Origin of the sequence: Allobranchiibius huperziae (assembly GCF_013410455.1) — a bacterium.
Classification (GTDB): Bacteria; Actinomycetota; Actinomycetes; order Actinomycetales; family Dermatophilaceae; genus Allobranchiibius; species Allobranchiibius huperziae.
The window spans coordinates 347,724-367,648 of sequence record NZ_JACCFW010000001.1 but is presented as its reverse complement, the minus strand read 5'-3'; the positions used below and the strand labels follow the sequence as shown (position 1 = coordinate 367,648).

The 19,925-nt window shown below is 69.9% G+C and carries 17 protein-coding genes and 1 tRNA gene; 11 read left to right on the top strand and 7 right to left on the bottom strand.

Annotation, left to right across the window (positions count from 1 at the left end):
* Window positions 1-33: 33 nt before the first annotated feature.
* Entirely contained in the window at window positions 34-336 is a 303-nt protein-coding gene (locus tag HNR15_RS01775; protein ID WP_179478624.1) for a WhiB family transcriptional regulator, read from the bottom strand.
* Window positions 337-554: 218 nt separating this feature from the next.
* Here HNR15_RS01775 and HNR15_RS01770 point away from each other — a divergent pair, with 218 nt between their 5' ends.
* Window positions 555-2,906, top strand: coding sequence for a transglycosylase domain-containing protein (locus HNR15_RS01770; RefSeq protein ID WP_179478622.1), 2,352 nt, complete (start codon window positions 555-557; stop codon window positions 2,904-2,906).
* 20 nt (window positions 2,907-2,926) lie between these two features.
* On the opposite strand, the gene HNR15_RS01765 is transcribed toward HNR15_RS01770, so the two are convergent.
* Window positions 2,927-3,382 (bottom strand): GatB/YqeY domain-containing protein, encoded by a 456-nt coding sequence (locus HNR15_RS01765; protein ID WP_179478620.1) that lies wholly within the window; start codon window positions 3,380-3,382, stop codon window positions 2,927-2,929.
* A 43-nt stretch (window positions 3,383-3,425) separates the two neighbouring features.
* Here HNR15_RS01765 and HNR15_RS01760 point away from each other — a divergent pair, with 43 nt between their 5' ends.
* The gene (locus HNR15_RS01760) at window positions 3,426-4,382 is read left to right on the top strand and encodes a metallophosphoesterase (RefSeq protein WP_179478617.1); all 957 of its coding nucleotides are present in this window, start codon (window positions 3,426-3,428) and stop codon (window positions 4,380-4,382) included.
* A gap of 119 nt (window positions 4,383-4,501) precedes the next feature.
* Window positions 4,502-4,578: transfer RNA gene (locus HNR15_RS01755), tRNA-Pro, on the top strand.
* Window positions 4,579-4,639: 61 nt separating this feature from the next.
* On the opposite strand, the gene HNR15_RS01750 is transcribed toward HNR15_RS01755, so the two are convergent.
* A complete protein-coding gene (locus HNR15_RS01750; protein WP_179478615.1) occupies window positions 4,640-5,527 on the bottom strand; it encodes a diacylglycerol/lipid kinase family protein in 888 nt (295 codons plus the stop codon).
* On the bottom strand, window positions 5,524-7,110 hold the full coding sequence (locus tag HNR15_RS01745; protein ID WP_246305870.1) for an FAD-binding oxidoreductase: 1,587 nt from the start codon (window positions 7,108-7,110) through the stop codon (window positions 5,524-5,526). The genes HNR15_RS01750 and HNR15_RS01745 overlap by 4 nt, the downstream gene beginning before the upstream one ends.
* A 103-nt stretch (window positions 7,111-7,213) precedes the next feature.
* Between HNR15_RS01745 and HNR15_RS01740 the strand changes: the two genes are divergently transcribed.
* The 5 genes from HNR15_RS01740 to HNR15_RS01720 all read left to right on the top strand — a co-directional run bounded on the left by HNR15_RS01740 (window position 7,214) and on the right by HNR15_RS01720 (window position 12,515).
* Complete coding sequence (locus HNR15_RS01740; RefSeq protein WP_179478613.1) at window positions 7,214-8,734, top strand: glycerol-3-phosphate dehydrogenase/oxidase; 1,521 nt, start codon at window positions 7,214-7,216, stop codon at window positions 8,732-8,734.
* A 108-nt stretch (window positions 8,735-8,842) separates the two neighbouring features.
* On the top strand, window positions 8,843-9,712 hold the full coding sequence (locus HNR15_RS01735; protein WP_179478611.1) for an SDR family oxidoreductase: 870 nt from the start codon (window positions 8,843-8,845) through the stop codon (window positions 9,710-9,712).
* A gap of 112 nt (window positions 9,713-9,824) precedes the next feature.
* Window positions 9,825-10,064, top strand: coding sequence for a hypothetical protein (locus tag HNR15_RS01730; RefSeq protein ID WP_179478609.1), 240 nt, complete (start codon window positions 9,825-9,827; stop codon window positions 10,062-10,064).
* Window positions 10,065-10,129: 65 nt separating this feature from the next.
* Entirely contained in the window at window positions 10,130-11,311 is a 1,182-nt protein-coding gene (locus HNR15_RS01725) for an SPFH domain-containing protein (RefSeq protein WP_179478607.1), read from the top strand.
* 31 nt (window positions 11,312-11,342) lie between these two features.
* Window positions 11,343-12,515, top strand: coding sequence for an acyl-CoA dehydrogenase family protein (locus HNR15_RS01720; protein ID WP_179478605.1), 1,173 nt, complete (start codon window positions 11,343-11,345; stop codon window positions 12,513-12,515).
* Between the two features lie 21 nt (window positions 12,516-12,536).
* On the opposite strand, the gene HNR15_RS01715 is transcribed toward HNR15_RS01720, so the two are convergent.
* From HNR15_RS01715 to HNR15_RS01705, 3 genes are read right to left on the bottom strand one after another with little or no spacing between them, the layout of a single operon-like run.
* A complete protein-coding gene (locus HNR15_RS01715; protein ID WP_281373808.1) occupies window positions 12,537-13,319 on the bottom strand; it encodes an amino acid ABC transporter ATP-binding protein in 783 nt (260 codons plus the stop codon).
* Window positions 13,316-14,797 carry an ABC transporter substrate-binding protein/permease gene (locus HNR15_RS18735; RefSeq protein ID WP_343048370.1) on the bottom strand — a complete coding sequence of 494 codons (1,482 nt, stop codon included), beginning with the start codon at window positions 14,795-14,797 and terminating at the stop codon, window positions 13,316-13,318. The genes HNR15_RS01715 and HNR15_RS18735 overlap by 4 nt, the downstream gene beginning before the upstream one ends.
* A gap of 24 nt (window positions 14,798-14,821) precedes the next feature.
* Complete coding sequence (locus tag HNR15_RS01705) at window positions 14,822-16,759, bottom strand: penicillin-binding transpeptidase domain-containing protein (RefSeq protein ID WP_179478603.1); 1,938 nt, start codon at window positions 16,757-16,759, stop codon at window positions 14,822-14,824.
* Window positions 16,760-16,875: 116 nt separating this feature from the next.
* Between HNR15_RS01705 and HNR15_RS01700 the strand changes: the two genes are divergently transcribed.
* The 3 genes from HNR15_RS01700 (at window position 16,876) to HNR15_RS01690 (ending at window position 19,912) form a co-directional block, all read left to right on the top strand.
* Window positions 16,876-18,054, top strand: a complete 1,179-nt coding sequence (locus HNR15_RS01700) for a sensor histidine kinase (RefSeq protein WP_179478601.1) — start codon at window positions 16,876-16,878, stop codon at window positions 18,052-18,054.
* Window positions 18,051-18,698 carry a response regulator gene (locus HNR15_RS01695; protein ID WP_179478599.1) on the top strand — a complete coding sequence of 216 codons (648 nt, stop codon included), beginning with the start codon at window positions 18,051-18,053 and terminating at the stop codon, window positions 18,696-18,698. The genes HNR15_RS01700 and HNR15_RS01695 overlap by 4 nt, the downstream gene beginning before the upstream one ends.
* Window positions 18,699-18,871: 173 nt before the next feature.
* Window positions 18,872-19,912 (top strand): NAD(P)/FAD-dependent oxidoreductase, encoded by a 1,041-nt coding sequence (locus HNR15_RS01690; protein WP_343048369.1) that lies wholly within the window; start codon window positions 18,872-18,874, stop codon window positions 19,910-19,912.
* The last annotated feature ends 13 nt before the right edge of the window (window positions 19,913-19,925 follow it).

The window sequence follows — 19,925 nt, the reverse complement described above, 5'->3', positions numbered from 1 at the left end:
CGCCGTTCGGGCGCGGAGCGCGTCCTGCGTCGGTCAGGCGTTCTCGCGGGCGCGGGCCGCCTTGAAGAGCGCGGTCCAGGACTGCACGTCCGGTCGCCGGCGCAGCAGCGCACGGCGCTCACGCTCGGTCATACCGCCCCACACGCCGTACTCGGTGCGGTTGTCCAACGCGTCGGCCAGGCACTCGGCCACGACGGGACAGCCCTGACAGACCAGCTTGGCGCTCTGCTGGGCCGCACCCCTGGCGAAGAGTTCGTCCGGAGCTCCCCCACGACACGCGGCACGTGCCGCCCAGCTCTGATCCCAGCCGGTCTGCTCCGGAGCAACTGCAGTCATCGAGCGAGTCCTTCCCCATCGTGTGGTGCTTTCCCCTAAGTTGTGTCAGAAGGGTAAATAAATGGTAATTGATCCGGTAGGCCTACCAAGAACCATTTAAACCTAGCTCTTTATAACTATTTCAACTGTACCGACGATTGGGTAAGTTACAACGCCCTCGCTCACGGATCAGCGCGGCATCAGGGCCTCCCACAGTCGACCTGGTTACCCTCATGCCCATGCGTGCCACCCGCCGGCTCGGCTCCGTGCTCTCCCTGCTCATCGCCCTGCTCGCCACCGCGATGGTGATGGGCCTGCTCGCCGCCGGTCTGCTGATCCCCGCCGTCGGCGGGGCCGGTCTCGCCACCAACAAGAGCATCGACCTCTTCAACGGCCTGCCCTCGACGTTCGCGATGAACCCGCTGGCGCAGCAATCGCGGATCCTCGCGGCGGACGGGTCGACCATCGCCACGCCGTTCAACGAGAACCGCATCGTGGTGCCGCTGAACAAGGTCGCGCCGATCATGCAGAAGGCGCAGGTGGCGATCGAGGACGAGCGGTTCTTCCAGCACGGCGGCATCGACCCCAAGGGCCTGCTGCGTGCGCTCACCAGCAACGCGCAGGGCGGCGGCGTCCAGGGAGCATCCACCCTCACCCAGCAGTACGTGAAGGTGTCGTTGCAGAACGAGGCGCTCAGCTCCGGCAACACCACGGCCGCAAGGAACGCCGTGGCGCGCGAGGGGCTGCAGGGCTACGTCCGCAAGCTGCAGGAGCTCAAGTACGCCACCGCGCTCGAGCAGAAGTACAGCAAGGATCAGATCCTCGACGGCTACCTCAACCTGGTCTACTACGGCGACCAGCAGTACGGCATCGAGGCCGCTGCGGAGCACTACTTCAGCGTGCCCGCCTCGAAGCTGAACCTGCCGCAGGCTGCCCTGCTCGCCGGCGTGGTCAACCAGCCGACCGCCTACGACCCGGTGAACAACCCCAACGACTCCAAGGCGCGGCGCAACATCGTGCTGCAGAAGATGTACCAGCAGAAGATCATCACCTTCAAGCAGTACTCCGACGCGTCGGTCTCCCCGATCTCGCTGAAGCTGAAGAACGTCAGCGGCAACTGCGCGTCCTCGAAGTACCCCTACTTCTGCAACTACGTCGAGAACTGGCTGAGCCAGCAACCCTCCCTCGGCAAGACCGTCAAGGCACGCCAGGCAGCGCTGGAGAGCGGCGGACTCACCATCAAGACGTCGTTCCAGCCCAAAATGGCCGCGATCCTCGACGCGAAGCTGCGCGCCCGGGTGCCCTCGAACAACAAGTACGGCATCAACGACGCCGCCGCGATGATCAAGCCGGGCACCGGGCAGATCATCGCGACCGGACAGAACACCTCGTACAGCACCACTGCGGGCCTCGGGAAGTCCGGCATCAACCTCGCCAACAGCGGCTTCACCTTCGGATCCTCGACGAAGTTCTTCCAGATCGTGACGGCGCTGGAGCGCAATGCGTCGCCGGACATGACCATCGACGTGGCGCCGCAGACCGCGAAGAACGCCGACAACGAGCTCGGCACCTCGTTCAGGTACTCAGCCTTTCAAGGGCCGTGCTACCAGAACGCCAGGGGTTCGTTCGTCATCGGTAACGACTTCGTGGTGCCGACCGGGAAGATGACGTACGCGCGCGCGACCGCCTGGTCGGTCAACACGGCGTTCACCAAGCTCACCGAGGACGTCGGCATGTGCAACGTCGTCGACACGATGGTCAAACTCGGCCTGAACCGCAAAGACCTGCAGATCACTCCCGCATCGGTCGTGCTGGGCGTGGGCCTGACCTCGCCCATCGGCTTGGCGAGTGCTTACGCCACGGCCGCCGCCGGCGGCATGTACTGCCCGCCACGGCCGGTCGACTCCATGATCGACGGCAACGGCAAGAAGCTCGCCATCTCGGTCGGCAAGTGCAAGCGGGTGATGTCCCAGCAGGTCGCGGCCGAGACAACCCAGATCTTCCGGGCCGTGCTCAATCCGGACGACCACAAGGCCACCGGTTACAAGGCCGCGCTCGCGAACAACCGCCCGGCTGCCGGCAAGACCGGGACCGTGTCGGGAGCGAACAACATCTGGTTCGTCGGGTACACCCCGCAGCTCGCCACAGCGGTGTGGGTCGGGCACGGCTCGGGCAGCGACCGGCCGCTCCGCAACGTCCCCATCAACGGGCAGTTGATCGGCAGCGGCCACTACATCTTCGCCGGCGACCTCGCGGCCCCGATGTGGAAGGACATCATGGACGCCGCCCTCAAGGGCCAGCCCATCAAGCAGTTCCCCACGGTGCCCGGCATGAACACGGGCACCGACACACCCAGCTCCGGCCCGTCGTCGCCCTCGTCCTCATCGACCTCGACCCAGATCTCCGTGCCGAACGTCGTGGGGCAGGACATCAACTCGGCGATCGCCACCCTGCAGGCGGCCGGCTTCCATGTCCAGGTCGGTCCCAACCGTCCCGGTCCGCAGCCGCGGGGTCAGATCACCGCCATGTCCGCGTCCGGCGGCTCGGCCAGCCAGGGCACGACGATCTTCATCTACCCCAGCTCGGGCTGAGCCCCAGCTCTGGGTGAGCCTCAGCTCGCGCTGAGCGCCTGACGCACCGCGGCGGCGACCTTGCTGCCGTCCGCACGGCCGGCGATCTGCGGCTGCAGGACCTTCATGACCTGGCCCATGCCGGACATCCCGGACGCGCCGGTCGATGAGATCGCCTGCTGGATCATCGCGGTCAGGTCCTCGTCGCTGAGCTGCGCCGGCAGGTAGTGCTCCAGGACGGCCAGCTCGGCGCGCTCGGCGTCGGCCAGCTCGGGCCGCCCGGCATCGTCGTACGCCGTCGCCGCCTCGCGCCGCTTCTTGGCCTCCTTGGTCACGCACGCCAGCACCTCGTCGTCGGTCAGCTCGTGCTTGGTGTCGCCACTGACCTCGGAGTTGCGCACTGCCGCCAGCGCCATCCGCAGGGTCTGGGTGCGCACGGTGTCCTTGGCGCGCATCGCCGCGGTGAGGTCGGTCTGCAGGGTGTCCTTGAGGCTCATGCGGGGCAGTCTTTCACTCACCCTCGCGTGTGAGGATGTGCGGATGCATCCCGCCGCCCGCGCCGCCACCGCGGCGACCGCCGCCGGAGCGGGAGCGCTCGCCTGGGCCTCGCTCGTCGAACGCAACTGGTACGCCGTCCGCCGCGCCACGCTGCCGGTGCTGCCCCCCGGTGCCACGCCGGTGCGGGTGCTGCACGTCTCCGACCTGCACCTCGTCCCCCGCCAGGAGCGGCGCATCGCGTGGGTGCGCGGGCTGGCCTCCCTCGAGCCGGACTTCGTGGTCAACACCGGCGACAACTGCTCCGACCTCGACGCAGTGCCGGCCGTGCTGCGCGCCATGGAGCCGCTGCTGCACCTTCCGGGCGCGTTCGTGCTCGGCTCCAACGACTACTTCGCACCGACCGCAAAGAACCCGCTCCTCTATTTCAACCGCTCGCATCCGCGGGGGTCGGAGTCGCAGGCCGACGAACTGCCGTGGCGCGAGCTCGTCGCGGGCTTCACCTCCGGCGGATGGATCGACCTGACCAACGCACGCCGGTCCGTCACGGTGCGCGGTCTCGACCTGGAGCTGGTCGGGGTCGACGACCCGCATCTGGGCTACGACCGCTACCCCGCCGTGGCCGGACCTGCCGATCCCGCGGCCGATCTCACCATGGGGGTCCTGCACGCGCCGTACACGCACGTCCTGGACGCCATGGCGGCCGACGGGGCACGCGTACTACTCGCCGGGCACACCCACGGCGGACAGCTGTGCGTGCCGGGATACGGCGCGCTGGTCACCAACTGCGATCTGGACCGGCGCCGTGCCAAAGGGGTCTCGCGCTGGTGGCCCGGCGCCAACGGCCAACGGTCCACCATCGCGCCCTGCGACGCGGCCTGGCTGGAGGTCTCGGCCGGCCTCGGCCACAACAAGTACACGCCGGTGCGCTTCGCCTGCCGCCCCGAGGCCACCCTGCTCACCCTGGCGCCCGCCTCGTGGGACTCCGGCCGCACGCTCTGATCGCGGCGCCGCACATCGCCTGACGCGCCTACCGATTGGGAGATGCGCGAGCCTTACCGGTAACGTATGCCGCGCTGCATCCGGCTCGTGCGCGATCCGCACGACGGGTGCAGCAGCCACGGGGTGTGGCGCAGCTTGGTAGCGCGCGTCGTTCGGGACGACGAGGCCGCAGGTTCAAATCCTGTCACCCCGACCAGCTCACAGAACGGCCCTGAACTGCGGAAACGCGGATCAGGGCCGTTCTTCGTGCTTCGTGCTCAGCGCGTGACGGCCGAAGGATCGGGCGAGATGATCCGCAGCGCGCCCGGCAGTACCGTCGCCGTGATCGGCAGCGGAGCGAGAGGGTCGCCGTCGGCGTACGCCTGGACGCCATCGGCCTCTATACGCACCTCGCGCCCGCGCAGCACGACGATCTCCGCGTTGGCGGTGTGGGTGCCGCGGTAGACCTGTGGCAGCTTGCGGATGAAGCTCGCCCGGCTGCCCGCTCCGAGGAGCAGGACGTCGAGCAGCCCGTCGCGCGGGTCGGCGTCCGGTGCGATGTGCATGCCCTTGCCGTAGTAGCCGGAATTGGCTGCCACGACGGTGAACCCCTCGAAGGTGTGCTCGGCGCCGTCGACCGTGACGCGGTACGTCGTGACCGGGAACGTCGCCATCGCACGGAGCGCCCCCAGCGGGTACTGCAGAGCTCCCGGCACCCGCTTCATCTCGTTCACGAGCTGCGACGCGAGGGAGTCGACACCGGCGTAGACGCTGCCGACCACGACCCTGTCGCTCACACCGATCGCGTCGACGGGACGCACGTCGCCGTCGCGCAGAAGCGACGCGAGCAGCTCCCCGTGCCTCGGTATGCCCAGTTGGCGGGCGAAGTCGTTCCCCCGGCCCGCGGGCGCGATCCCGAGCGTGACCCCGTGACGGACCGCGGCGGCGGCCACGGAGCTCACCATCCCGTCACCACCGACCGCAACGCACACCTCGCCCTCGCCGGTGTCGGCGACCAGGTCGTCGGCCGCCTCGATGCCGGGACTCACTGTGGACCGCACCTCGGCACCCCGGGCCCGAAGGGCTGCACCGACCTCGGCAGCCATGCGGGCGCCGCGTCCCGCTCCCGAGTTCGGATTCACGAGGAGATGGAAGGCCCGCGTCATGGGATCAGTACACCCGGGTTCAGGACCCCTGCAGGGTCGACGCTCCGCTTGACCGCGCGCAGCACGTCCGTGCCGATGGGGCCGATCTCCTCGGCGTACCAGGGCCTGTGGTCCCGGCCGACCGCGTGATGATGGGTGATCGTCCCGCCGGCCGCGACGATCGCGTCGGACGCGGCCTGCTTGGCGGCGTACCACTGGGCGCGCGGGTCGTCCGTCTCCCGGCACGCCACCGTGAAGTAGAGCGAGGCACCCGTGCGGTAGACGTGCGAGATGTGGCACAGCACGATCGGGTTCGTCCCCTGAGCGCTCAGCGCGCCCTCGAGCGCCGCCTTCACCTCGGCGTACAGGCGGTCGAGGTCGCCCCAGAACGTCGCCGTTTCCAGCGTCTCGACCAGGACGCCCTCGTCGAGCAGCGCGTCGCGCAGGTAGGGCGCGTCGAACCGGCCCTCGGCCCACTGCTCGCCGTCCTCGGCGCCGAGCGGGGTGCCGCCCAGACCCTGCAGCACCTCGCCGACCTCACGGCGCATCCGCTCCACCCGGCCGTCCGTGCCTTCGTATCCACAGACCATCAGCGCACCGCCACCCGAATCGGCGCCGATGCTCTCCGGCTTCGCGAGATTCAACGACGTCTCGGTCTCGTCGGACAACCGCAGCACCGTGGGGTTGATGCCGTCCTGGGTCAGGGTGCGCATCGCGGTCGCCCCGTCGACGAACGTCGGGAAGCGCCAGGTCTCGTAGACCGCGGTCGCGGGTTTCGTCCGAACGGCGAGTCGCACCTCGGTGACGATCCCGAGCGTGCCCTCGGAGCCGAGCACGAGCTGGCGCAGATCGGGCCCGGCGGCGCTCGCCGGCGCGACGCCGAGCTCCCAGGTGCCGAGCGGCGTCGCGACCTTGAGCCCGACGACCATCGTGTCGAATCTGCCGTATCCCGAGGAGGACTGGCCGCTCGAACGGGTCGCTGCGAAGCCGCCGACGGTCGCGAACTCGAACGACTGGGGGAAGTGGCCGAGGGTCATCCCGTGCTCGCCCAGCAGCTCCTCCGCGCGCGGCCCGGAGACCCCGGCCTGCAGCACCGCCGTGCTGGACACCTCATCCACGTCGACCAGACGGTCGAGCCGGCCGAGATCGATCGCGACCACCGCGACGAGCCCGTCCCTCGAGGCGGTGAGGCCGCCGACGACCGAGGTGCCGCCGCCATAGGGCACGACGGCGATCCGACGCTCGGAGCAGAAGCTCACGAGCGCCTGCACCTCGTCGTGGTCGGCGGGTCGCAGCACCGCGTCCGGGGCAGCTGCGGCGTCGCCACCGCGCAGGGCCAGCAGGTCAGGGGTGGACTTGCCACCCGTATGCAGCAGCCGCGGCTCAACGCCCGCGTCGACGTGCTCGACACCGATCGCGTCCCGCAGGGCGTCGAGGACGTCGTCCGGCAGTCCGACGGCTGGAAGCTGCACGGTCTGCTGATCCACGGCGGGCCGTGGCGCGGGCGGCCCGAACGCAAGCTCGAGCATTGCCAGGGCATTCGCGGGAAGGGTCGTCGTGCGAGCCGGGTCTCCCCAGCGGGACCAGTGCATCCGATCACTCATGGGCTAGAGTGTGACACAGTGCTTTGACCCGTAACATTGCAACGTCGAGGCTCTCAGCCACTCGACAGCATCTGCCCACGAAGGGCACTCTCGGAAGGCATCCATGTCCGGCGACACCGCCCTCAACCGCCCCCGTCGGGCGCGTGAGCTCGCCGAGGCCACCGACGGGCGCCAGGTCGACCTCCTGGTGATCGGACTCGGCGCGACCGGCGCCGGTGTGGCGCTCGACGCGGCGTCCAGGGGGCTGAGCGTGGTGGCCGTCGACGCACACGACCTGGCGTTCGGCACGTCGCGGTGGAGTTCGAAGCTGGCACACGGTGGGTTGCGCTATCTCGCCCACGGCCAGGTCGGCACCGCCCACGAGAGCGCGGCCGAGAGAGGGATCCTGTTGCGCCGCACAGCGCCCCACCTCGTGCGGCCCTCCCGGTGGCTGGTGCCGCTCACCCCGGACATCTCCCGCGGCAGCGCCGCGGTCATCGGCGCCGGTTTCGTCGCGGGTGACGTCCTGCGCCGGGTCGTCCGTACGCCGAGCGGCCTGCTGCCCCGGCCGGGCCGCGTCGGTGCCGCCCGCGCCCGCGAACTCGCACCCGCGCTCCGACACGACGTGCGGGGTGGGATCACCGCCTGGGACGCCCGCATCGAGGACGACGCCCGGCTCGTCATCGCGCTGGCACGCACCGCAGCAGGTCGTGGAGCCCGCGTGCTGACCCGCGTCCGCGCCCTGGACGTGGCGGGCGACGGAGCCCGGGTGCGCGACGAACTGACCGGCACCGCGTACGACATCACGGCACGGGCGGTGGTGAACGCCACCGGTGTCTGGGCCGGCGGCCTCGTGCCAGGGGTCAGCCTCCGGCCGTCGCGCGGCACCCACCTCGTCCTGCGCTCGGAGACGCTCGGCGGGAGCGGAGTCATCCTCAACGCGCCGGTCCCCGGCTCCGTGGGCCGTTTCGTCTTCTCGCTGCCGCAGCCGGACGGCCGCACCTACCTCGGACTCACCGACGAGGCCGCCGACGGCCCCGTGCCGGATGTGCCGGTCGCCACCGACGGTGAGATCGACTTCCTGCTCGAGACCTTCAGCCGGGTGCTCGCGCGACCGCTGACCCGAGTCGACGTCGTGGGCACCTACGCCGGTCTGCGCCCGCTGCTGGACGCCGGCGGCTCGACCGCCGACATCTCCCGGCGGCACGCGGTGCTCACCTCGCCGGACGGGGTGGTGACCGTCATCGGCGGCAAGCTGACGACGTACCGCCGGATGGCCCAGGACGCGGTCAACGCTGCTGTCCGCGGGCGCCGACTGGTCGCGGGCCCGTGCCGCACCCATGACCTGCCGCTCGTCGGCGCCGCCGCACCCGCTGTGCTCGACCGGCTCGCCGCACCCGCCCGGCTCGTCCACAAGTACGGCACCGAGGCGCCGTCGCTCACCGACGACCCCGACCTGCTCGCCCCGATCGACGGGCGCCAACTCGTCACCCGCGCGGAACTGGCCTTCGGCGTCACCCACGAGGGTGCCCTCGACGTCGATGACCTGCTCGACCGCCGCACCCGGATCGGGCTGGTCCCAGCCGACCGGGCCGCCGCCCTGCCCGTAGCCACCGATGTACTGGTCGCCCCCGGGCTCGACTGACATCCCGAATGGCGTACGTCGCGCGGTATGGATCGAGCCCGCCGCGGTGTTGCCACCGAAGACACGACGCGCCCGCGTCGGGCCAGGCTCCGTACCAGGAGGATCCCCATGCCCACGTACACCGTCACCGCCGCCAGCGGCCAGTTAGGGCGCCTCGCCGTCGAGGAGTTGCTCACCCGGGGCGTGGCGGCCCAGGACGTCGTGGCCGTCGTCCGGACACCGAGCAAGGCAGCCGATCTCGCCGACCGCGGGGTCCAGGTCCGCGAGGGCGACTACGACCGGTCGGAGACCATGACCGCCGCTCTGCACGACGCCGACCGTGTGCTGATGATCTCGGGTCCGACCGCCGGTCAGCGGATCCCCCAGCACACCAACGTCATCGAGGCGGCGAAGGCGGGCGGCGCGACGCGTATCGTCTACACGAGCATCCTCAACGCCGACGACACCACCAACCCGCTGGCCGGCGAGCACCAGGAGACCGAGCGCCTGCTGCGCGCGTCCGGCGTGCCGGTCGTGCTGCTGCGCAACGGGTGGTACGACGAGAACTACACCCGGCAGTTGGACCAGTACCTCGAGCACGGCGAGATCGTCGGCGCCGCGGGCGACGGCCGGATCTCCGCGGCCGCCCGCCAGGACTACGCCGTCGCGGCCGTGGCCACGTTGCTGCAGGACGAGTCCGGCGACCGCACCTACGAGCTGGGCGGGCCGTCGTTCGACATGTCCGAGTTGGCCGCCGTGATCAGCGAGGTGTCCGGCAAGACCGTCGCCTACCGGGACGTCCCCGCGGCCGAGTACGTCGCGGTGCTGCGCAGCAACGGCCTCGATGAAGGGACCGCGGAGTTCGTCGCGAGCATCGACAGCTCCATCGCCCACGGCGACCTGGAGACCCACAGCGACGCCCTGGCCGAGCTGATCGGGCGACCCGTCACTCCGCTCGCCGACGTCGTCCGGGCCGCGTGGTCGCAGCGCAACCCCTGAACTCAGCCGCAGTCGTGCTCCCGATCGACCGGTACGCCGTCGTACTTCGGTGCGCAGGTGTAGTTTTCACGGAGTACGGCGGCCGAGGGAGCCGCCCGATCGGGAAGTCCGGATGAGCACGTCTGATCTGTCGCCGGTCGGCCTGATCGGCCACCTCACGGTGGCGACGCAGGGTGACGACGGACCGGGGGAAGCGGTGTTCCGCATCAGGGGTGGCACCGAGGCGTTCATCGCGCGCTCCCCCGAACCCCTGCGCCGCGGGCAGCAGGTCGTCTGCACCGGCGAGATCGGGCCGCGCACCGTCGAGGTCGCCCCTTGGGGGGAACGCCTGGATTCCTTGCTGCGTCTCTAGATGGTCCCTCACCCCCGATCCTTCGCCGACGTTCGGCGCGTACCACCCACTCATCAAGGAGAGAAATGTTCGGTTACCGGGTCCCTCGCGCTGACGAGGCCATGCTCATCTCGGGCGGCAAGGGCTCAGGCGTGTCCCCGTTCCGCGTCGTCACCGGCCACGGCGCGTTCGTGCTGCCTGTCTTCCGGAAGGTGCAGTTCCTCACACTCTCGCTCTTCGAGGCCGAGGTCGAGGAGCCCTGCGTCACCAAGCAGGGCATCGCGCTCACCGTGAAGGCGGTCATCGCCGCCAAGATCGGCTCCGACAACGACTCGATCGTGAACGCCGGCCAGCGCTTCCTGTCCGACCAGACCCAGATGGCCACGCTCACCGGGCGGATCTTCGCCGGGCACCTGCGCAGCATCATCGGCTCGATGACCGTCGAGGAGATCATCACCGAGCGGCAGAAACTCGCCGGCGAGGTGCTCGAGGGCTCCAAGGAGGAGATGGCGCGGATGGGTCTGCTCGTCGACGCGCTGCAGATCCAGAACATCGACGACGGCGGACTCGGCTACATCAAGGCGATGGCCGCGCCGCACAACGCGCGCATCCAGCAGCAGGCGCAGATCGCCCAGGCGAACGCCAACCAGGCCGCGGCCGAGGCCGAGCAGCAGTCGCTGCGCGCGCAGTCCCAGTTCCAGCGCGACACCGCCGTCACCCAGGCCGGATACACCGCTGAAACCCAGGCAGCACAGGCGAAGTCGGCTCAGGCCGGGCCCCTCGCGCAGGCGCAGGCCCAGCGCGAGGTGATCGCCGCGCAGACCGAGCTGGCCCAGCGCAACGCCGAGCTGCGCCAGCAGCAGCTCGTCGCCGAAGTGGTCAAGCCGGCCGAGGCGGACGCCGAGCGCGTGCGGATCCTGGCGCGCGCGGACGCCGAGAAGGTGCAGATCCAGGCGGCAGCAGCAGCCTCCAGCAACCGGGTCGCACTGGACCAGGCGCTCATCGCGCAGCTGCCGCAGATCGTCGAGAAGGCCGCCGCCGGACTGGCGGGCGCGAACATGACGGTCGTCAACGGTTCGGACGGGCTGTCCGACCTGGTCACCGGTCTGGCCGGGCAGGGTGTGGCGATCTTCAACGCGCTGAAGGGCGACGTCGGCTCCGACCACGACAAGAACAACCGGTCGCAGGACTCCGGGCGCACCGGCGCCACGGCGACCAACCCCGACACCAAGGGCATCGAAGGGCGCGAGCAGGGCCCGCAGGTCTGACGCCGCTTCCGCGGGGCGTCATGATGGAGGGGTGACCGCGCACCCCGCCCTGGACAAACTGACCGCCTTCGACTCGCTCCTCTCCGAGGAGGAATGCGACCTCGCCACGACGGTTCGGTCCTTCGCGGACGACAAGTTGCGCCCCTACCTGGCCGACTGGTTCGAGGCCGGCGAGATCCCGGCGCGCGAGATCGCCCAGCAGCTGGGGGCGCTCGGCGTACTCGGCATGCACCTGGACGGCTACGAGTGCGCCGGCGCCTCCGCCACGATGTACGGCCTGGCGTGCCAGGAGCTGGAGGCCGCCGACTCCGGGCTGCGCAGCCTGATGTCGGTGCAGGGCTCGCTCGCGATGACGGCGATCCACCACTTCGGCAGCGAGGAGCAGAAGCAGGAGTGGCTGCCCCGGATGGCCGCCGGTGAGGCGCTCGGCTGCTTCGGGCTCACCGAGCCGGACTTCGGCTCCGACCCGGCCGGCATGCGCACCCGCGCCAAGCGCGATGGCGACGACTGGGTCATCAACGGCAGCAAGATGTGGATCACCAACGGCACCGTCGCCGACGTCGCCGTCGTCTGGGCGCAGACCGACGACAAGATCCGCGGTTTCGTCGTGCCGACCGACACCAAGGGCTTCACCGCCACCGAGGTCAAGCACAAGCTGTCGCTGCGGGCGTCCAAGACCGCCGGACTGTCCTTCGAGGACATGCGATTGCCGGGCGACGCCGTCCTCCCCGAGGTCGCCGGGCTGCGCGGGCCGCTGACCTGCCTGTCCGAGGCCCGCTTCGGCATCATCTTCGGCGCCATGGGCGCCGCGCGTGACTGTCTGGAGACCGCGTTGGAGTACGCCGACTCGCGCGTCATCTACGACAAGCCGCTCGCCGGTTACCAGCTGACCCAGGCCAAGCTGGCCGACATGACGCTGGAGCTGATGAAGGGCCAGTTGCTGGCCCTGCACATCGGCCGCCTCAAGGACGCCGGCACCCTGCAGCCCGCGCAGGTCAGCGTCGGCAAGCTCAACAGCTGCCGCGAGGCCATCAAGATCGCCCGCGAGTGCCGCACCATCCTGGCGGCCAACGGCATCACCCTGGACTACCCGGTGATGCGGCACGCCAACAACCTGGAGTCGGTGATGACCTACGAGGGCACCTCCGAGGTGCACCAGCTGATCGTGGGACAGGCGCTGACCGGCGAGGGCGCCTTCCGCTGATCCTCACGCTCCGTCGAGGGGTCAGAGCGGGTCGAGGATGCGGCGCAGGAAGGTGCGGGTGCGCTCCTGCTGAGGATCGGCGATGACCTGACTCGGCGGGCCGGACTCCACGACGCTGCCGCCGTCGATGAAGAGCACCTGGTCGGCGACCTGCTGGGCGAAGCGCACCTCGTGGGTCACCACGATCATCGTGCGGCCCTCCTGCGCGAGGTCGCGCATCACGCCGAGCACGTCACCCACCAGCTCGGGGTCGAGGGCCGAGGTGGGCTCGTCGAAGAGCAGCAGCTCCGGACGCAACGCCAGCGCGCGGGCGATGCCGACCCGCTGCTGCTGCCCGCCGGACAGCTGGAAGGGGTGCTTGTCGGCCTGATCGGCGAGACCCACCTTCGCCAGCAGCTCCCGGGCCGCCGCCGTCGCCTCGGCCGTCGGCCGCTTCTGCACCACGACAGGACCCTCGGTGAGGTTCTGCAGCACCGTGCGGTGAGGGAACAGGTTGTGACTCTGGAAGACCATCCCGCTCTGTGCGCGGTACCGGGCCAGCAGCCGTGCCTGCTGCTTCGGCACCCGCCCGCCGCGACCGGGGGTGATCTTGGAGAAGTCCACCTCCACGTCGGCGATCCGGACCGTGCCGGAGTCGGGGATCTCCAGCGCGTTGAGTGCCCGCAGCAGCGTGGTCTTGCCGGAACCTGACGGTCCCAGCACCACCGTCACAGATCCCGCGGGCACCCTGAGGGCGATGTCCTTGAGCACCATGTGGTCGCCGAACGACTTGGCCAGTCCGCTGACCTGCACCAGATCACTCATCGCGCCACGAACCTGCCCAGTCGTCCTTCGAGTCTGTCCTGGATGAACGCCAGGATCAGGCAGACCACCAGGTAGTAGACCGCCGCCGTGGAGTAGAGCTCCAGATACTTCCCACTCGTCGCTGCGGCGGTCTGCGCCCTGCGGAAGACCTCGGTCACCAGGATCGTGGATGCCAGTGACGTGTCCTTGACCAGCGAGATGAGCTCGTTGGACAGCGGGGGTACGGCGGTCCGGGCAGCCTGCGGGATGATCACCCGCCGTAACGACGTCCGATAGTCCATCCCAACGGTCGACGCTGCCTCCCACTGCCCGCGCGGGATGCTCTGGATGGCGGCTCGGATCGTCTCGGCGGCATACCCGCCGACGTTGAGGCTGAAGGCGATCACCGCCGCGGGGAACGGGTTGAACTTCACACCGAGCTCGGGCAGGCCGAAGAAGATGATGAACAGCTGCACCAGCAGCGGTGTGCCGCGGATCAGTCCGATGTACGCGCGGGCGACACCGGACAGCACCAGCCGGTTGGACATCCGGGCCATGGCCACGCCGAGCGCGATGACCAGCCCGACCACGAAGCTGATCGCGGTGAGCGGCAGGGTGCCGGTCACCAGGCTCTTCAGCATCGGCACCAGGTTGGTGCGGATGGTGTCCCAGGTGCTCGGCACCTTCGGCGCGACCGTGAAGTACTTGTCGTAGGTCTTCTTCAGGCTGCCGTCGGCCTTCATGGCCGCGATCTGGGAGTCGATCTGGGTCATGAACCCGCTGCCCTTGCGGGCCGCGAACGCCGACTGGCTCGCATCGGACGTCGTGCCGACGATCTTCAGATCGTTCGCGCCTGTGACGCGCAGGGCGTACTTGACGGCCAGCTGGTCGTTGACCAGCACGTCGATGCGCTTCTCCTGCAACAACTTCAGCGATTGATCGAGCCCCTCCACCGTCTGGATGCTGGCGCCCGCCTTGCGGGCGATGTCGCCCCAGTTGCTGGTGCTGCTCTCGGCGGCCTTCCGGCCCTTGATGTCCGCGAGGGAGTGGATGTCGTTCTCGCTCTTGCGGGTGACGATGACCCCGGTGGTGTCGACGTACGGCGAGGACAGGTCGTAGAGGGACTGCCGCTCGGTGTTGATGGTGATCTGGTCGGCGATCATGTCGATGCGCCCGGCCCTGAGAGCCGCGAAGAGGGAGTCGAAGGGCACCTGGACGAACTGCACCTTCACACCCAGGCGCTGGGCAATCTGCTGCACCACCTCGACGTCGAAGCCGGTGAGCTTTCCGTCCTGGTTGAAATCGAACGGCGGGTAGGTGCCCTCGGTGCCGACCCGCAGCACCTTGGGAACCGATGCCGTCGAGGCCCGCCCGACACTCTGTGGGTGACCGCCAGACGTGGCGGCTCCTGCCGCGGGCAGAGCCACCATCGCCCCGAAGAGGAGGACGATCAGCGCGCCCAGCCATCGACCGGCAGGTAAGCGAAGGTTATGGAGCACGCGCAAAACCCTAATGGTCGCCGGTCATGCCCTCCCAGCCGCGGTGAGGAAGCTCTTCACGATCGGCAGGCAGGTCACGCCGCCGTAGCCGCCGGTCTCGACGAAGACGGCGATCGCGAGGTCGCCCTGGATCGCGATCATCCACGAGTGGGTCTGCGGCGGGTTGCCGGTGCCGTACTCGGCCGTGCCGGTCTTGGCCATCACCGGCCCACCGGGCACCGACTGCAGGCCCGTCGCGCCGCCCTCGGTCACCACGGCGCGCATCAGCGCGCGCAGGGACGTCGTCTCCGCAGCCGTGAGCGGAGTGGTCGGCTGCTTGGACACGGTCGGTTTGTGGTCGGGCAGCAGGAACGGCGTGACGCGAGCGCCGTGCGCGACCGAGGCTGCGACGGTCGCCATCCCGAGCGGTGAGGCGAGCACCTTGCCCTGACCGATCATCGACACCTGATGGTCGGCTCCGGTGTCCCCGGGCGGCACGCTGCCGAAGAACGGACCGTCGGACGGGTTCTGCGTCAGGCCGAGCGAATCCGCAGCCACCGCAAGGGAACTCTGCGACGCCCGGTCGGCTCCGCGGATCATCACGGTGTTGCACGAGTTGGCCACAGCGGTCTTGAAGGGGATCATCCCGAGCTTGTCCTTGGGATAGTCCGGGAAGTTCTTCACGATCCGGCCCTGCACCGAGATCGTCGGGGTGCAGTCGACCGTGTCGGTGATCTTCAGCCCGGACCGCAGCAGCGCCAGCGACGAGACCACCTTGAAGGTCGACCCCGGGGCGTAGCGGCCGAGGAACGCCGTGTCGTATCCCTGCGAGCCCGCGCCGGACGCCGCGACCAGCACCTCGCCGGTGGACGGTCGGATCGCCACCAGTGCCGACGGGCTCTTCTGGCCCTGCAGCAGTGACTCCGCAGTGGACTGCAGGTCCTGACGCAGCGTGGTCCGGAGCGGCCTCGGCGCGACCGCGCCGAGCGAGGCGAGGGTGCGCACCGACTGCGGACCGCTGGCGCCCGGCAGCACAGCGCTGATCTGCAACGCGGCGGTCCCCCGCAGCTGCGCGTCGTACTGCTGCTGCAGGCCGCCGATGCCCACCAGGTCGGTCGCGGTCACCGGGTCCTTGGTGCCCTTGCTGTCCTTGATGATCTCCGCGGTCGCCGGGCCGACTGTGCCGAGCACCGCGCGGGCGAAGGTCGCGGACGGCGCGAGCGGGCGCCGGTCGGAGATCAACACCGCCCCCGGGATCGCCCGGATCCGGGACTGCTCCGCGGCCGACACTGCCTGCGTCCGCAGCACGATGGCCTCGACGAACGCCGAGGGACCGCTCGCCGCGACACTCTTCGCGTACGACGCGGCGTCCACGCCGACGACCGCAGCGAGTTTCGTCGCCGAGGCCGTCGCGGTCGCGGCAGCCGTCTTGGTCTTGTCGATGCCGACCCGGTAGACGGGCCGGTAGGTCACGATGGCGTCGCCGTTGTCGTCGGTGATGTCGCCGCGATCCTGCGCGACCGATGCCGCCGTCAGGTGCTCGCCCGTGCGCAGCTGCGGATGGACCAGGGTGGAGGACCACGGCGTCGTCCACTTCTTGTCCGCAGACGTCATGGTGACCTGCTGCTCGTAGGACCATCGACGGCCGCCGGCGAGCGTCCACTGCGTCGCGAGCGTCACCGTCTTCGACGACTTCGCAGCTCCTGCAACGGTTTTGACGACCTGCACGGTGTGCGCGGTGGCGCCCAGCCCGCGGACGACCGCGGCGTACGACGTGTCGACGTCCTGCCCGGTGACCGGGCTGCCCGTGAAATGTCCCGACTGCAGCGCCGCGGCCAGCTTCGCGGCGGCGTCCTTCGATCCGTCACCACCGCTGCCGGAGCCGGTGCAGCTCGCGAGCGCCGTGACCGGCACGACGACCCCCGCCGCCAGCACCGCCCGACGGCTCGATCGATACATCACACCGGCGTCCCAGGTCCCCATCCGCACACGCTAACCCGGTGCGCCGACCCGGGTGCCCCACCACGCTGCTCGCGTACGGTCGTACCTCGCACGGCGACCGCGTCGTGCCGAGACCATCGAGGAACGGGAAGCGATCCATGAGCACGGCCGACGTGTGGGGAGACGGCGGGGTGTCTCCACGGCGCGTGCAGGCCGACCTCCTGACGGCCGCCCTCTTCGTCGTCGTCTGCGCGGCCGCAGCCGGCACCTACGGCGCCTCGGCGTGGGCCACGGTCGTTGTGCTGGCCCTCGCCCTGGTGACCCGCCGACTGTCCCTGCCGCTCATGATCGGCTTCGCGGTGCTGGGAGCTGTCATCCAGTTGGGGAGAGCGGAGCTCGTCCCGCTCGCCGACCTGGCGTACGCGCCCCTCTACTTCACACTCGGCGCGGACCGTCGTGCGGTGTTCCGTCGCACAGGTCTCGTCGGTTCGGCCGTCGCCCCCGTGGTGGCCGGCATCGCCGCCCCGCTCATGCGTTTCGGCAGCGGCACCCGGCTCGGTCTCGAACCTGTCGCGGTCCTCGCGATCGCCATGTCGGCCGCCGTGGTCTGCGGAGGCGGCTGGATCGTCGGGTTCCTGCGTTTCCAGAGCCGGCAGAGGGTGCAGGCCCGGATCGACGCCCGGCTGGAGGAGTCCGAGCGGCTGCGTCTGGCCGAGGCGCTGGACCAACAGCAGGAACGGGCGCGGATCGCCGCCGATATGCACGATGTGGTGGCGCACTCGTGGGCCGTGGTGGCGGCGCAGTCGGACGGTGCGCGGTACACGATGAAGTCCTCTCCGGAGGAGGCCGAACGGGCCCTGGAGGTCATCGGGGAGACGGCCCGGTCGGCGATGGCCGACGTGCGCACCATCCTCACCGAGCTGCGCAACCGCGAGGCGCCCGGCGCCCGGCTCGGCTACGGCCAGCAGGAGGACCTGTTCGAGCGCATGCGGGCCTCCGGGATGCGGCTCGAGGTGCGCGAGACGGGCGTGCGCCGGCCCTCGGAGCTCATCGCGTTGACGGCCTATCGGATCCTCAGCGAGTGCCTGACGAACGCGCTCAAGCACGGAGATCTGTCCCGCCCCGTACTGGTGGAGCAGGACTGGTCGAACGACTACCGATTGCGCGTCTCCAACGCGATCCGCCCTGACGCCGGTCCCCCTTCGCAGACCGGCCACGGCATCATCGGGATGTCCGAACGCGCCGGCCTCGCCGGCGGCACGCTCACCATCGACCATTCAGGCGGCGTGCACCGGGTCGTGGCGCACATCCCGGCACAGCAGAAGGAGAGCCGGTGACCATCAAGGTCGCACTGGTCGACGACCAGGTGCTGTTCCGGGCCGGCATCGCCATGGTGGTGCGCAGCCAGCCGGACCTGGAGCTGGTCGGCGAAGCGGGTGACGGCGCGGGCGCGATCGACCTCGTCCGACGTACCCGGCCTGACGTGGTGCTGATGGACGTGCGGATGCCCCGAGTCGATGGAGTCGCTGCGACCCGGCGCATCCGTGCGAACGCCACCGAGCAGACCCCGCGGGTGCTGGTGCTGACCACCTTCGACCTCGACGAGTCCGCGGCCGACGCGATCGACGCCGGCGCGAGTGGTTTCATCCTCAAGGACACCCAGCCGGAGCTGCTGCTCGCGGCCATCCGTGCCGTGGCGGACGGCAGCCAGGTGGTCGCGGCGGGTGCCACGCGCTCTCTCTTCGACCGGTTCAAGACCCGGACGGCCGCCGCCCCCGGCCCGGAGTACGACGCCCTCACCGCCCGCGAGCGGGAGATCCTGCTGCGGGCGGCCACCGGTCTGTCGAACGCCGAGATCGCCTCTGCTGAAACACTGTCCGAGGCGACCGTCAAGACGCACGTCTCCCGGATCCTGGCCAAACTGCAGCTGCGCGACCGCGTGCAACTGGTGGTCTACGCCTACGAGCACGGCCTGCTCTGACGCTGCACGTCAGGTCGCCGCGGCGTCGCGAGCAACGGCGCCAAGGGATGACGGGGCGCGCTCTGGTCTTTGCCGTAGTGGCAAACCACCTTGCTCTTACGGCCGGGCGGCTTCCATGCTGGCGATACCGGATGCGACACCCGCTCCGGCACCCTTCGTCGAGGAGTCCCCGCGTGACCGCAGCCTTCGATCAGACCGATGTCCTCGACCTCGTTGTGGTCGGTGGCGGAGCCGCAGGGCTGAGCGGTGCCAAGATCGCGGCGCGCGCCCGGCGTACGGTCCTGCTGGTCGATGCCGGCGCTCCGCGCAACGGTCCGGCCGAGGGAGTGCACAACTACCTCTACGCCGAGGGCACGGCACCGGCCCGGCTCGGTGAGATCGGACGCGCCGAGGCAGCGGGATACGGGGTGCAGATCGTCAACGGCACGGCCGTCTCGGCTGCGGTCGTGCCACAGTCGGGGGCGGGTGGTCCGCGCTTCACCGTCACCATCGACGTGCAGGACTGCGGCACCAGGACCGTGTCGGCCCGCAGACTGCTCCTGGCCACGGGCGTCGTGGACGTACTGCCCGATATCGCCGGCCTGCGGGAGCGGTGGGGCAGAGACGTGCTGCACTGCCCGTTCTGCCACGGATGGGAGGTACGCGACCAGGCGATCGGTGTGATCGGATCCGGTCCGACCGCGCTGCACGCGGTACAGCTCTTCCGCACCCTCACAGACGATGTCGTCTACTTCCAGCACACCGCACCGGACCCCACCGAGGAGCAGCTGGAGCTGCTGGCGGCCCTCTCGGTGCCTCATGTGGTGGGCTCCGTCGAGCGCGTCGAGACCGCTGACGACGCCCTGACGGGAGTGCGCCTGGCCACCGGGGACGTCGTGGCCCGCGAAGCACTCGCGGTGGCTCCGTTCGTGCGCGGTCGCGGCGATCTGCTGGCGGATCTCGACCTACGGACGAGCGACTTGGACATGGGCGGGGTGTCGGTGGGTACCTACGTGCCCACCGACCCGACGGGACTGACCGGGACTCCCGGTGTGTGGGCGGCCGGCAACCTGGCGAATCTCATGGCCCAGGTCGTCACCTCCGCCTCGGCCGGCTCGGCAGCAGGGGCCGCCATCCACATGGACCTGATGGCCGAGGACAGCGCGGCCGCGGTCGCGGCGTACCGCGAGCGTTCCGCGTCCCGCGGCTCGTCCGACATACCTCCGCAGATGTAGACAGATAGCCCGC